The sequence below is a fragment of the Lysobacter oryzae DSM 21044 genome (assembly GCF_059568595.1).
Map to the genome: position 1 here is coordinate 231,563 of NZ_JCANTQ010000008.1, position 13,024 is coordinate 244,586.

Consider the following 13,024-nt stretch of genomic DNA (forward strand, 5'->3'; position numbering starts at 1 on the left):
GCTTCCCAACGCCCCGGTCGTGCCTGCCTAGACCGGGAGACTGCGGCAGCCCAGTGCCGCCAGCACCCCGTGCAGCGCCGGCGCCTGCATCAGCAGCGGCGCGGTCAGCGTGAGCACGCCCGCCAGCATCACGCACAGTCCCATGGCCGTGCGCCAGCCGCCACGCTGCAGGCGTTGCCCCATGCGCGCGCCGGCCCAGGTCAACGGGAGCATCACCGGCAATGTCCCCAAGCCGAATGCCGCCATCGTCATGCCACCGTGCAGCGCGCTGGCCTGCAGCCATGCCGCGGCGAGCAGGGTCGTGCTCAGCCCGCAGGGCATCCAGCCCCACAGCAGGCCCAGCGCGATGCGCCGGCCCGCCGTATTGGCGGGCAGCAGGCGGCGCTGCAGCGGCCGCAGCCATTGCCACATGCGTCCGCCAGTCGCGCCGAGGAAGGCGAGGCGGCCGTTGCGATCGAGCAGGCGTAGCGCGGCGAGGATGAGCACCAGGCCCGCCGTCGCCCGCAAGGCCAGCGTCAGCGCCGGCATGCGGGCGACGTCGAGCAGGCCGTGGCCGATGCCGCCCACCAGCGCGCCCGCGAACACGTAGCCCCCGATGCGGCCCAGATTGGGTTGCAGGGCCACCCACCAGCCGCCGCGCTGCTGCATCGACAAGCCGGTGGCGATGCCGCCGCACATCGCCGCGCAATGCGCGCCGCCGAGCAGGCCGCTGAGCAGGGCGCCACCCAGCACCAGCCAGTCAATCGGCATGGGGCGGCTCCGGTTCCCGGCGAACCTCCGGTTCGCGGTCGTCGGCGAGGATGTCCAGCGCCGGCGTGTCCAGGTCGTCGAACTGGCCGCGCTTCACCGCCCACACGAAGGCGCCGATCGCGAGCGCGAGCAGCATCAGGCTGAGCGGAACCAGCAGCAGCAGGATGTTCATGCGTGCACCTCGCGTGCGGCCACGGCCACGTCCTGCTTGCGCGGATCACGGCCGCCGCGCGCCAGGCGCAGGGCATTGAGCGTGACCGCCAGCGACGACAGCGTCATGCCCAGCGCGGCCGCCCACGGCGTCACCAGGCCCGCCGCGGCCAGCGGCAACGCCAGCAGGTTGTAGCCGAGCGCCCAGGCCAGGTTCTGGCGCACGATCGATCGCGTGCGCCGTGCCAGCGCGATCGCGGCCGGAATGCGGGTGAGCGAGGGCGAAGTCAGGACCAGGTCGGCGGCCCGCTGCGCCAGCGCGGCGCCTTCCCCGATCGCGATGGAGACGTCCGCCCCGGCAAGCACGGGGGCATCGTTGAGGCCGTCGCCGACCATCGCCACGCGGTGGCCTTGCTGCTGCAGGCCGCGCACGAAGGCGAGCTTCGCCTCGGGCGTCTGGCGTGCGCGCGCACCCTCGATGCCGACGCGGGTTGCGAAGCGCGTAACCGCGGCGGCCGCGTCACCACTGGCCAGGTGCAGGCGGATACCGGTCTTGCGCAATGCCTGCACGGCTTCGCGCGCGTGGCTGCGTTCGCATTCGTCGATCTCGAAGCGTGCGTGGGCCCGCAGCCCATCGCCCAGCCAGAGCGCGCCGTCGTCCTCGCCGTTGCAGGCGAAGCCGGCGTGGCCGAGGCGCCATTGCCGCTCGCCGACCACGCCTTCGATGCCGTGCCCGGGATGCACGGCCACGCCGGTGGCGATGAAGGCGAGGTCACTGCCGCGGGTGGCGGCGCGGAACGCATGCGCCAAGGGGTGGCCGCTGTCGCGCTCGAGCGCCATGGCGATTCCCAACGCGTGCGCCGGGGTCATGTCCTCGAATACCTGCACGTCGCGCAGCTGCGGCTTGCCATCGCTCAGGGTGCCGGTCTTGTCGAACACCAGGTCGTCCACGCGTGCCAGCCGGTCGAGCGCGTCGGCGCGCATCGGCAGGACGCCGAGCCTGGCCAGCGCGCCGTTCGCGGTGGCGAGCGCAGCCGGTACCGACAGCGACAGCGCGCAGGGGCAACTGATGACCAGCAGGGCGAGGGTGACTTCGAATGCACGCGCCGGATCGTGGATCCGCCAAGCCAGGAACGTGACCGTCGCCGCGACCAGCAGCGCGCACACGAACCATGCCGCGATCCGGTCCGCGGCGAGCGCCAGCGGCGGCCGGTGCGCCTGGGCCTGTTCGACCAGGTGCGCGAGCTGCGAGAGCCGGGTCGCGCCGCCCGTTGCGGTCACGCGCATCCGCGCCGGGCGCTCGCGGCACACCGTGCCTGCGAATACCGGCGCTCCCGGCGCCTTGTGCACCGCATGCGGCTCGCCCGTCAGCAGGGCCTCTTCGAAGCTGGCGCCGGCATCAAGGAGGACGCCATCGGCCGGCACGCCTTCGCCCGCGGCCATGCAGGCGATGTCGCCCGCGCCGAGCATGGCCAGCGGAACCTGTTCGCGCGTTCCGTCCGGACGTTCGCGCGTCGCGAATGCGGGCCGCGCCCGCGCCAGCGCGTCCACCTGCGCGGTGGCCACCGCGCGCGCCCGCTGCTCGAGCATGCGCGCGGCCAGGAGCAGGAACACGAACATCACCGCCGCGTCGTACCAGACCTGCGGACCGCCGCGGACCGTCTCGACGAAGCTGGCGAAATAGGCCAGCAGCGTCGAGGTGGCGATCAGCGTGTCCATTCCGAAGTGGCGCTGGCGCAACTCGCGCGCGCAGCCGGCGAGGAACGGCCAGCCGGCGTAGAACACCACCGGCGTGGAGACGAGGAAGGCGACCCAGCGCAGGAAGTCGCGCATCGCCAGCGACATCGTCCCGGCGGTATCCAGGTACAGCGCCTCGGCGAACATCATCGCCTGCATCGCGCCCAGTCCGGCCACGCCCAGCCGCAGCAGCCAGCGGTTGCGCTCGGCGCGGCGCGCGCGCTCGCTTGCTTCGCCGGTGGCGAGGTACGGCCGGTAGCCCAGCGCGAGCAGGCGGCGCAGCGGCAACGACAGCGTGGTGCGCTCGGGATCCCAGGCGATGCGGATGCGCCCGGTCACCGCGTTCGCGCTGACCTCGAGCACGCCGGGTTCGCGGGCGATCGCGCGGTCGATCAGCCAGGCGCAGGCCGCGCAGCGCATGCCGTCGGTGAGCAGGGTGAGTTCGCGTCCGCCGGCAATGGCGCGCGCGTGCCCGGCGAGCACGTCCTCGCGGTCCCACACGGCGAGGTCGGCGTCGTCCGCGGCCACGCGCGCGGCGGGCGAGCTGCGCAGGCGGTAGTAGTCGTCCAGGCGCGCGTCGCGGATCCACTGCGCGGCGGCCGCGCAGCCATCGCAGCAGAAGGCGCGATCGACGCCGTCGACGCGGACGCGGGCGGGCGCGGCCGGCAGCGATTCGCCGCAATGGAAGCAGGCGTCCGCCCCGCGCGATCGCGAACCGGCGCCGGCAGCGACGAAGGTGGCGGACGACGCGGTCATGCTCAGTCGCTCTCGACCGCAGGATGCAGGTACGCGGCCTGCTCTCCGGCGTTCCAGCGTCCCTGCAGGCGCCACGCGCCGTCGGCGGGGCCGAGTTGCGCGTTCCAGTCGTGGCCCAGTTCGAGCGCACCGGCGGCGCGCCAGCCGGTCTTCGTCGGCGCCAGGCGGATCGTGCGATCCAGGTCGGCGCGCGAGGGATGGTGCAGCGACAGGGTCAACTCGGCCGCGCGATCGAAGCTGCCGTCCACCGGCAGTACTTCGACCGTGTCCTTGCCGACGCGCACGATCGCGCTCAGGTGCAGTTGCCGCGCGCGTGCGTCGGGCCCGAGGTCGGCCACCTGCACCTGCGCGGTGCGCTGCACGCGGTCGGCGACGGCATCGTTGTTGCCGGAGGAGCGCGATGCGGTCACCAGCAGCGCGATCGTGGCGATTACCGCGGCCGCGGGGATCGCCGCGATCAGCCACACCATCGGTTCGCGCCAGGGGCTGCGTTTTTCGGTGCCGCGCACGCGGTTGTCGAGGGTCATCATCACATCGGTCCGAAGAAGCTGCTGTCCACGCTCCGGGTCACGCTGCCATCGCTGGCGCGGACCTCGAAATGCACCTCGCGCCGGCCCCGCGTGCCCGCCGGCGCGGTTACCGTCAGCGGCACCGCGACGACTTCGCCGGCCGGCACCTGGATCGCCGGCATCGCGGCCAGCGCGAGCGCGCCGTCCGCCTGCAACGCGACGTCGTAGCGCTGCGCGCGTTCGGTCTTGTTCACCAGCTTGAGGGTGTAGCCGTTCTCGATGCCGGCGGCGGTTTCGCGGTAGAGCGCGTTGCGGTCGCGGAGGATTTCCGCGATCAGCGGCGAACGCGTGCCCACGCCCCAGGCGAAGGCGCCCAGCAGCGCCAGCAGCAGGCCGCCGTACACGAAGATGCGCGGCCGCAACACGCGCGTGCCTTGCCCGTCGAGGGCGTTCTGCGTGGTGTAGCGGACCAGGCCCTTGGCGAAGCCCATCTTCGCCATCACGTCATCGCACGCATCCACGCAGGCGCCGCAGGCGATGCACTCGTACTGCAGGCCGTTGCGGATGTCGATGCCGACCGGGCATACCTGCACGCAGATCGTGCAGTCGATGCAGTCGCCGAGCTGCTCGGGCGAGAACTTGGGCAGTGGCTCGACTTCGCCGGGGCCAGCGAAGGTGATCGTGCCCTGGGCCTGCAGACGCGCGTCGGCGGCGGTGGGATGGCGGCTGGCGCGGAAGACGTAGTCGTAGGCCAGGGCCTTGTCGAGCAGGCCGCGTCCGCGCGCGATGACGTCGCCGAGGCCGCGCTTGCGCGGCCCGCGCGGCTCGCCGCGCATCGGGTCATAGGCGATCAGCAGGGTGTTGCGGTCGAACATCGCACTCTGGAAGCGCGCGTACGGGCACATGTACTTGCACACCTGCTCGCGCAGGAAGCCCGCGTTGCCCCAGGTGGCGAGCGAATAGAACAGGATCCAGAACGCCTCCCAGCCGCCCAGGTTGAACGGCAGGCGCGCGCCCAGGTCGGTGATCGGGGTGAAGAAGCCGACGAAAGTGAAGCCGGTCCACAGTGCGAACACCAGCCACAGCGTGTGCTTGGCGCCCTTGCGCAGGAGCTTGCGCGCGCTCCACGGCGCGGCGTCCAGCTTCATGCGCGCGCCGCGGTCGCCCTCGGTCCAGCGCTCCATCCACAGGAACACCTCGGTCCACACCGTCTGCGGGCAGGCGTAGCCGCACCACAGGCGGCCGGCGAGCGCGGTGAAGAAGAACAGGGCGACGCCGGCGATGATCAGCAACAAGGCCAGCAGCGGGAAATCCTGCGGCCAGAACGTCAGCCCGAACACGTGGAACTTGCGCGCCGGCAGGTCGAACAGCACCGCCTGCCGCCCGTCCCAGCGCAACCACGGGAACAGGTAGAACATGCCCAGCAGCCATGCGACCGCCGCCTTGCGCAGGTGGTCGAAGCGGCCGCTGACGTCGCGCGGATAGACCTTGCGTTCGCTGACGTAGAACGAGCCTTCGTCGTCCGCCAGTGCAATGTCGATGGACTTGTTCAACTACGTGTTCCTCAACGACGGCCCGCGCCCCCGCGCCTCAGCGCAGGGCACGGTTGAAGCGGCTTGGCGGCCGCAGCAGCCACCAGGTGAACAGGCTCGAAGACGCGGTCGCGAGCCAGAACATGAAGAAGCCGATCGTGTAGCCGACTTCCCGCGTCAACGGCAACGACGGGAAGGTCATGTCGCGCAGCTCCAGCGGATCGACGAAGGCGAAGAACACCATCGTCGCCACGCCAGCGGCGAAGAAGCTGGGCCAGGCGATCGCGCCGACCCGCTGCGCCAGCGGGCGCGGCGGGTGGTCGAAGGCGGGCTGCGTGAAGTCGGTCATGGCGGCGGCTGCGAGGGCGGGGCCTTATTGTGCCGCGCGCCCAGGCTGCGGCGCGCCGGCGCCCGCCTTGGTGTTCGACAGCGACCATACGTACGCCGCGACCAGGCGCGCGCGCGTTTCGCCGAGCAGTTCGCGATGCGCCGGCATCGTCCCGTGGCGGCCCTTGGCGATGGTCTGGTGCAGGGCCGCGTTGCTGTTGCCGTACAGCCAGTAGTCGTCGGTCAGGTCGGGCGCGCCCATCTGCTGGTTACCCTTGCCGTCGACGCCGTGGCACGCCACGCAGATGCCTTCGTACAGCTTCTTGCCCTGCGCGGCCATGTAGTCGTTCTGCAGCGACTGCCCCGGCGTACCCAGGGCGCGGACGTAGGCGACCACGTAATCGACGGCATTGTCGCCGCCCATGCCGGTGAGCACCGTGCCCCATTCGGGCATCACGCCTTCACGACCGTCGAGCACGGTTTCCAGCACGCGCTCGGGGCTGCCGCCCCAATGCCAGATGTCGTCGGTGAGGTTCGGGTAGCCGGTCGCGCCCTGCGCGGACGAACCGTGGCAGGTCGCGCAGGTGTTGTTGAAGATCGAACGCCCGAGCTTGAGCGCCTCCGGATCGGCCGCGAGCATGTTGATAGGCTGGTTCTTGAACGGCGCGAAGGTGCCTTCCAGCGTCGCGTCGTAAGCGGCCTTGTGCTGCGCGTGTTCCTGCTTGGACGACCAGCGCCCATAGCCGGCGAAATTGCCGAAGCCCGGGTACCACAGCAGGTAGCCCACGCCGAACACGATGGTGAGCCAGAACAGATTGATCCACCACTTCGGCAGCGGCTTGTTGTACTCGGTGAGGTCGCCGTCCCATACGTGGCTGGTGTCCTCGGGCTTGGGATCGCCCGGGCGGCGCTTGGCCGTCCACCACAGCAGCCAGCCGCAGCCGGCGATGTTGAGGACGACGAGCGCGATGACATACCAGGACCAGCCGCTACTCATCGTTCACCCTCCCCATTGCCTTCATCCAGCGGCAGGCGCGCCGCCTCATCGAAATCCCGCCGGCGGCGCGGGCTCCAGGCCCACGCCCAGCCCGCCAGGAACACCACCAGCAACGTCGCGGTCACAATTCCCGAAACCATGTCTCAGCCTCCCCGCGGTGCGTGCTTGCCGAGGCCCTGCAGGTAGGCGACCACGGCGTCGAGTTCGGTCTTGCCGGCGACCTCGTCGGCCGCCTTGCGGATCTGCGCGTCGCTGTACGGATCGCCCAGGGTCTTGAGTGCCTGCATGTGCGCGGCGACCTGCTGGCCGTCGAGCTCGTTGTTCGCCAGCCACGGGAAGCTGGGCATGTTCGACTCGGGCACCACGTCGCGCGGATTGGTCAGGTGCACGCGGTGCCAGTCGTCCGAATAGCGGCCGCCGACGCGGGCCAGGTCGGGACCCGTGCGCTTGGAGCCCCACTGGAACGGACGGTCGTATACCGATTCGCCCGCGAGCGAGTAGTGGCCGTAGCGTTCGGTCTCGAAGCGCAACGTGCGCACCATCTGCGAGTGGCAGTTGTAGCAACCTTCGCGGACGTAGACGTCGCGGCCGGCCAGTTGCAGCGCCGGGTAGGGCTTCACGCCGGGCAGCGGCTGGATGGTTTCGGCCTGGTGCATCAGCGGCACGATCTCGGCCAGTCCGCCGAAGGACACCACGACCGCGATCAGCACGGCCATCAGGCCGACGTTCTTCTCGATCTTCTCGTGCGCGTTGCTGTTCTTTTCCTGCTTGTCGCTCATGTCCGGTCCTCAGGCGCGCGCGTCGTTCATGTCGGGGACCAGCACCGCTTGCGGGGCGCGGTCCTTCGCCATCGCGAAGGTCTTCCAGGTGTTCACGGCCATCAGGCCCATGCCGGCGAGCACCAGCAGGCCGCCGCCGAAGCGCACCAGGTAGTACGGGTAGGTGGCGTTGAGCGCCTCGACGAAGCTGTAGGTCAGCGTGCCGTCGGGGTTGGTCGCGCGCCACATCAGGCCCTGCATCACGCCGGCGATCCACATCGAGGCGATGTAGAACACGACGCCCAGGGTGTGGATCCAGAAGTGCACGTCGATCCACTTGGTCGAGTACATCGACTTCTGGCCCAGCAGGCGCGGCATCAGCGCGTACAGCGAGCCGATCGAGATCATCGCCACCCAGCCCAGCGCGCCGGCGTGGACGTGGCCGATGGTCCAGTCGGTGTAGTGCGACAGCGAGTTGACCGTCTTGATCGACATCATCGGTCCCTCGAAGGTGGCGATCATGTAGAAGCTGATCGCGACGATGAGGAACTTCATGATCGGGTCGGTGCGCAGCTTGTGCCACACGCCCGAGAGCGTGAGGATGCCGTTCATCGCGCCGCCCCAGGACGGCGCCAGCAGGATCAGCGAGAACACCATGCCCACCGACTGCGCCCAGTCGGGCAGGGCGGTGTACTGCAGGTGGTGCGGGCCGGCCCACATGTACACCGCGATCAGCGCCCAGAAGTGCACGATCGACAGGCGATACGAGTAGACGGGTCGCTCGGCCTGCTTGGGCACGAAGTAGTACATCATCCCGAGGAAGCCGGCGGTCAGCAGGAAGCCCACCGCGTTGTGGCCATACCACCACTGCACCATCGCATCGACCGCGCCGCTGTAGACCGAGTACGACTTGCCCCAGCCGGCCGGGATGGCGATGTTGTTGACGATGTGCAGCAGCGCGATCGCGAGGATGTAGCCGCCGTAGAACCAGTTGGCGACGTAGATGTGCCTGACCTTGCGCTTGGCGATGGTGCCGAAGAACAGCACCGCGTAGGCGACCCAGACCACCGCGATCAGCAGGTCGATCGGCCATTCCAGTTCGGCGTATTCCTTGCCCTGGGTCAGGCCCATGGGCAGGGTGATCGCGGCGGCGACGATCACCGCCTGCCAGCCCCAGAAGACAAATGCGGCAAGACGGTCGGACAACAGCCGCACATGGCAGGTGCGCTGCACCACGTGCAGCGAGGTCGCGAACAGGGCGCTGCCGCCGAAGGCGAAGATCACCGCGTTGGTGTGCAGCGGGCGCAGGCGACCGTAGCTGAGCCACGGGATGCCTTCGCCGATCGTCGGCCAGTACAGCTGCGCCGCGATCAGCACGCCCACGGCCATGCCGACGATGCCCCAGACGACGGTGGCCACCGAAAATTGCAGCACCACCTTGTCGTTGTAGAAGCCATCGCGCCCCGGGGGCTTGGCGGCGCTGAATACGGCCGGCGCACCACCGACCTGCGGTTGCGCCGCGTCGTTAGGAGTCATGGAAATGTCCCATCCAGATGTTGGCGAAATTGTCGCGACGCGGTCGGTTCCCCGACTTGATCCAAATCAAGTCGCCCCTCCCGGGCCTCGCGGAGCATGGTCCGGCGCCGGAAACGACCGGCTGCAGGAGAGCGCCATGGATCTGCTGGTTCGCGCATTCCGCTATCCCGAATGGGATCCCGGCGTGGTGTTTGCCGCGCGCCTGGCCGGGCAACTGCGTGCGGGCCTGACCGCCATGCACGTGGTGGAAGGCAGCATGCCGCCGGTGTGGGACTACGACGCCGGCGTGCTGCTGGCTGAATACGCGGCCGCGATCGATGAACAGGTCGGACTGGCCCGCTCTGCCGGCCCCTTGTTCGAGGCCTGGGCCGAGTCACTGGGCGCGGTGTTCCCGCAGTGGCTGGTGGCGCAGGGGCATGTCGGTGACGCGCTGCATTACGCCGCCAACTGGCACGACCTGGTCGTGCTGGCCCGCAATGACGAGGACCCGTGGGGCAATCCGGCCGCCCTGGCCTCGGTGGCGCTGCACGTCGGCCAGCCCTGCCTGATCGTGCCGGCAGGCCACACCGAGCTGAAACTGGACTGCATCGCGATCGCCTGGAACGGCTCGATCGAGGCGATTCGCGCCGTCCACGGCGCGTTGCCGCTGCTGCGCCGGGCCGGGCGCATCGTCCTGTTGATGGGCAAGCGCCGCACCGTGCTGCCGCCGGTTCCGACGCCGGAATTCGCGCTGGAAGCGTGGTTCCGTCGGCACGACCTGGCGGTGGAGTTCGAGATGCTCGAGGAAGACGCGGACGAGGGACGACCGATCCACGAAGCCGCGCGCGCCGCCTACGCTGACCTGCTGGTGATGGGCGCCTACGGCCGCTCGCGCTTCGCCGAACGCATGCTCGGCGGGGTGACCCGCTACATGCTGCAGCAGAACGAGCTGCCGCTGCTGATGCGGCACTGACGCCGCCGCGCGCCACCGACCGTGCGATGGAATAGCGTCAGCGCGCGGTGTAGCCGCCGTCGATCACCAGTTCCGCGCCGGTGATGAACTTGGCTTCGTCCGAGGCCAGGTAGACGACGCCCCAAGCGATGTCGTCGGCCTCGCCCATGTGGCCAAGCGGGTGCAGCTTGCCGACCTCGGCGATCGCGGCCTCCAGGTCGGTGGCGCCGCTGTCGCGCAGGTGGTGCTCGACCATCGGCGTGCGGATGTAGCCCGGGTGCACCGAGTTCACGCGGATGGCGTCGGCCGCGTACAGCAGCGCATCGGTCTTGCTCATCAGGCGCACCGCGCCCTTCGACGCGTGGTAGGGCGGCACGTCGGGCGCGCCGACCAGGCCGTAGATCGAGGACAGGTTGACGATGCTGCCGCTTCCGGCGCGGCGCAGGTGCGGGATCGCGTGCTTGGTGCAGAAGAACACGCCCTTGACGTTGACCGCCTGCACGCGGTCCCACTCCGCTTCGGTGATCTCGTGCGTGGGCTTGCTGGGCCCGGCGATGCCGGCGTTGTTGACCAGCACGTGCACCGCGCCAAAGCGGGCGGCGACCGCGTCGATGGCGCGCGCCACGTCCGCCTCGCTGGCGACGTCGACATGCCAGTAGGCGGCGCGGTGGCCCTGGCGCACGAGCTCGGCCGCCAGCGCCTCGCCCTCCGCATCGAGCATGTCGAACAGCGCCACGTCCGCGCCTTCTTCCGCCATGCGCAACGCGCACGCGCGGCCGATGCCCAGCGCGGCCCCGGTGATGACGCAGACCTTGTCCTTCAGCCGATTCATCGCGCACCTCCGGGGAAGACGATGCCAAGCGCCAGCCAGGGCGCCAGGAACAACAGCCAGATGCCGAGCTTGTACAACCCGAGCATCAGGTAGATGGCCGTGTTGGCGTGGGCGCGCTCGATCGGCAGCCAGCGTGCGTGCAACCGGTACAACGCGTCGCCGGCCAGCACCCAGGCGAGGGTGGCGAACAGGAGCACGGCGTAGTTGAGCAAGGCGCTCCACAGCAGGAACGACCGCAATTGCTCCAGGGTGATCTGGGCGAGGGGCATGTCGGAACTCGCGGGCGGAATGCGGCCACTGTAGGACGCCGCCTCCGGCTTGGCTTGATCCCGGTCAATACCGCGATTGCGCGCCCGACGCCGCTGCACCAAGCTGGCGCCATGGTGGATGTCGACATGCTCAAGGGGCTGGCGGTCGCGCTTGGCGTGGGCCTGCTGGTCGGGATCGAACGCGAGCGCCGCAAGGGCGTCGCGCCGGCCGCTGGCGCCGCCGGCGTGCGCACGTTCGCATTGCTTGGCTTGGCCGGCGCGGTCGCGGAACTGCTGGGCGGGGTCGGCATCGCCGTCGCAGGCGCGTTCACGGCGCTGGCCGCGCTGGCCAGTTACCGCCACAGCCGCGCGCGCGACCCGGGCCTGACCACGGAAGTCGCGATGCTGGTGGTGTTCCTGCTGGGCGTGCTGGCCATGCGCGAAATGGGCCTGGCCGCCGCGCTCGGCGTCGCCGTGGCACTGTTGTTGTCGGCGAAGTCGCGCGTGCACCGGTTCGTGCGCAAGGTGCTGACGGAACAGGAACTGCACGACGCGCTGCTGCTGGCCGCCGCCGCGGCCATCGTGCTGCCGTTGCTGCCGGATCGCGCGATCGATCCGTGGCAGGTGTTGAACCTGCACAAGCTGTGGCTGCTGGCGGTGATCATCATGGCGATCAACGCCGCCGGCCACGTGGCGCTGCGTGCATTCGGCGCGCGCACGGGCCTGCTGCTGGCAGGCCTGGCCGGCGGATTCGCGTCGAGCACGGCGACGATCGCGAGCATGGGCATGCGGGCGAAGGAACATCCGGCGCTGGCCACCGCGTGCGCCGGCGCCGGCGTGGCGTCCAATGTCAGCACGATCGTGCAGCTGGCCGTGATCACAGGCACGTTGTCACCGCCGCTCCTGCACGCGTTGTGGCCGCCGATCGTGGCGGCCGGCGCGGTGATCATGGTGTTCGCCCTCGGCGCGGCCTGGGCCACGCGCAAGGTGGATGCGCACGGGGGCGAGGTCGCCGGTCGTGCGTTCGAACCGAAGCACGCGCTGGTTTTCGTCGCGATCGTCGCGGCGGTGATGCTGGCGTCGGCGGCGATGCTGTCCTGGCTCGGCGATGCCGCGCTGGAATGGACGCTTGCCGCCTCCGGTCTCGCCGACGTGCACGCGGCCGCGGCATCGGCTGCGCAGCTGGTGGCGGTGGGACGGATCGGGGCGGAAACGGCGGCGCCGGGAATCGCCCTGGCGTTTGCCGCCAACTCGACGATGAAGCTGGTGATGGCGTTCCTCACCGGCGGCCGCGGCTATGCGTTGCGGTTGATGCCGGGCCTTGTCTCGATGGTGCTGGCGTTCGGGTTGGTGGCCTGGCTGGTGTAGCCGGTGTAGCAGGTCGTGGCTGCGTCCCGCGTCTGCCCTGCTGCGGACAGCTTCTCCCCGCGAGCGGGGAGAAGCAGAGGGTAGGTGTTGCGCGACCGCGCGGGGCGAGGGGAGGTGCGCGGCGAACGAATCGCTACTTGGTCACCACCAGCTTGCCCTTCATCAGCGCCGAGTGGCCCGGGAACGAGCAGAAGAAGCTGTAATCGCCGCCGGCCTTGAGCTTGCTGCCGGCGAACGAGGCCTTCGTGGTCGCGCCGCCGCCGATGACGGGCGTGGCCGCGAGGACCCTGGCATCGCCCTTGGGCACGTAACCTGCCGCCGCGCCCGCCTTCATGCCGGCGGCCGTGATCGCATTGATGTCCGCCGTCTGGCTGACCACGACGTTGTGGCCCATCACCTGCGCGGCCATCTTGCCGGTGTGGGTGAGCTCGATGGTGATCCTGGGGCACGACGCCGAGACCGTGGCGGTCTTCAGGTCGAATTGCATCGCATCGTTGCCCTTCAGCCGGATCGTGCAGTTGGGCGCGGCATGCGCGAACGCCGAGGCGGCCAACAGGGCGAGGCCGAGGCAACGGACGGATGTGGTCTTCATG

15 protein-coding genes are annotated in these 13,024 nt (G+C 70.0%); 2 read left to right on the forward strand and 13 right to left on the reverse strand.

Going from position 1 to position 13,024, the window contains the following annotated elements:
• Positions 1 to 27: 27 nt before the first annotated feature.
• Genes BP05_RS01225 through ccoN form a run of 10 tightly spaced genes read right to left on the reverse strand, consistent with a single transcriptional unit; the run spans position 28 to position 9,052 of the window.
• Positions 28 to 750: a sulfite exporter TauE/SafE family protein gene (locus BP05_RS01225; protein ID WP_496359634.1), complete on the reverse strand. Its 723-nt coding sequence runs from the start codon at positions 748 to 750 to the stop codon at positions 28 to 30.
• Positions 740 to 922, reverse strand: coding sequence for a cbb3-type cytochrome oxidase assembly protein CcoS (gene ccoS, locus BP05_RS01230; RefSeq protein ID WP_496359635.1), 183 nt, complete (start codon positions 920 to 922; stop codon positions 740 to 742). Before ccoS ends, BP05_RS01225 begins: the two co-directional genes overlap by 11 nt.
• Positions 919 to 3,393, reverse strand: a complete 2,475-nt coding sequence (locus tag BP05_RS01235) for a heavy metal translocating P-type ATPase (protein ID WP_496359636.1) — start codon at positions 3,391 to 3,393, stop codon at positions 919 to 921. Before BP05_RS01235 ends, ccoS begins: the two co-directional genes overlap by 4 nt.
• A gap of 2 nt (positions 3,394 to 3,395) precedes the next feature.
• Positions 3,396 to 3,920 carry a FixH family protein gene (locus BP05_RS01240; RefSeq protein ID WP_496359637.1) on the reverse strand — a complete coding sequence of 175 codons (525 nt, stop codon included), beginning with the start codon at positions 3,918 to 3,920 and terminating at the stop codon, positions 3,396 to 3,398.
• Between the two features lie 2 nt (positions 3,921 to 3,922).
• Positions 3,923 to 5,455 carry a 4Fe-4S dicluster domain-containing protein gene (locus tag BP05_RS01245; protein ID WP_496359638.1) on the reverse strand — a complete coding sequence of 511 codons (1,533 nt, stop codon included), beginning with the start codon at positions 5,453 to 5,455 and terminating at the stop codon, positions 3,923 to 3,925.
• A gap of 37 nt (positions 5,456 to 5,492) precedes the next feature.
• Complete coding sequence (locus BP05_RS01250; RefSeq protein WP_496359640.1) at positions 5,493 to 5,783, reverse strand: hypothetical protein; 291 nt, start codon at positions 5,781 to 5,783, stop codon at positions 5,493 to 5,495.
• Between the two features lie 24 nt (positions 5,784 to 5,807).
• Complete coding sequence (gene ccoP, locus BP05_RS01255; RefSeq protein ID WP_496359642.1) at positions 5,808 to 6,758, reverse strand: cytochrome-c oxidase, cbb3-type subunit III; 951 nt, start codon at positions 6,756 to 6,758, stop codon at positions 5,808 to 5,810.
• Entirely contained in the window at positions 6,755 to 6,898 is a 144-nt protein-coding gene (locus BP05_RS01260) for a cbb3-type cytochrome oxidase subunit 3 (RefSeq protein WP_496359644.1), read from the reverse strand. The genes ccoP and BP05_RS01260 overlap by 4 nt, the downstream gene beginning before the upstream one ends.
• A gap of 3 nt (positions 6,899 to 6,901) precedes the next feature.
• Positions 6,902 to 7,537 (reverse strand): cytochrome-c oxidase, cbb3-type subunit II, encoded by a 636-nt coding sequence (gene ccoO, locus BP05_RS01265; RefSeq protein WP_496359646.1) that lies wholly within the window; start codon positions 7,535 to 7,537, stop codon positions 6,902 to 6,904.
• 9 nt (positions 7,538 to 7,546) lie between these two features.
• Positions 7,547 to 9,052, reverse strand: a complete 1,506-nt coding sequence (ccoN, locus tag BP05_RS01270) for a cytochrome-c oxidase, cbb3-type subunit I (RefSeq protein ID WP_496359648.1) — start codon at positions 9,050 to 9,052, stop codon at positions 7,547 to 7,549.
• A gap of 136 nt (positions 9,053 to 9,188) precedes the next feature.
• Between ccoN and BP05_RS01275 the strand changes: the two genes are divergently transcribed.
• The gene (locus BP05_RS01275) at positions 9,189 to 10,004 is read left to right on the forward strand and encodes a universal stress protein (RefSeq protein WP_496359650.1); all 816 of its coding nucleotides are present in this window, start codon (positions 9,189 to 9,191) and stop codon (positions 10,002 to 10,004) included.
• Positions 10,005 to 10,041: 37 nt separating this feature from the next.
• On the opposite strand, the gene BP05_RS01280 is transcribed toward BP05_RS01275, so the two are convergent.
• Both BP05_RS01280 and BP05_RS01285 read right to left on the reverse strand, forming a co-directional pair.
• Positions 10,042 to 10,815, reverse strand: a complete 774-nt coding sequence (locus tag BP05_RS01280) for an SDR family NAD(P)-dependent oxidoreductase (protein WP_496359652.1) — start codon at positions 10,813 to 10,815, stop codon at positions 10,042 to 10,044.
• Positions 10,812 to 11,084, reverse strand: a complete 273-nt coding sequence (locus BP05_RS01285) for a DUF6868 family protein (RefSeq protein ID WP_496359654.1) — start codon at positions 11,082 to 11,084, stop codon at positions 10,812 to 10,814. The genes BP05_RS01280 and BP05_RS01285 overlap by 4 nt, the downstream gene beginning before the upstream one ends.
• 111 nt (positions 11,085 to 11,195) lie before the next feature.
• Here BP05_RS01285 and BP05_RS01290 point away from each other — a divergent pair, with 111 nt between their 5' ends.
• On the forward strand, positions 11,196 to 12,431 hold the full coding sequence (locus BP05_RS01290) for an MgtC/SapB family protein (RefSeq protein ID WP_496359656.1): 1,236 nt from the start codon (positions 11,196 to 11,198) through the stop codon (positions 12,429 to 12,431).
• A gap of 133 nt (positions 12,432 to 12,564) precedes the next feature.
• Here BP05_RS01290 and azu read toward each other — a convergent pair whose 3' ends face one another.
• Positions 12,565 to 13,023: an azurin gene (azu, locus tag BP05_RS01295; protein WP_496359658.1), complete on the reverse strand. Its 459-nt coding sequence runs from the start codon at positions 13,021 to 13,023 to the stop codon at positions 12,565 to 12,567.
• Between the last annotated feature and the right edge of the window lies 1 nt (position 13,024).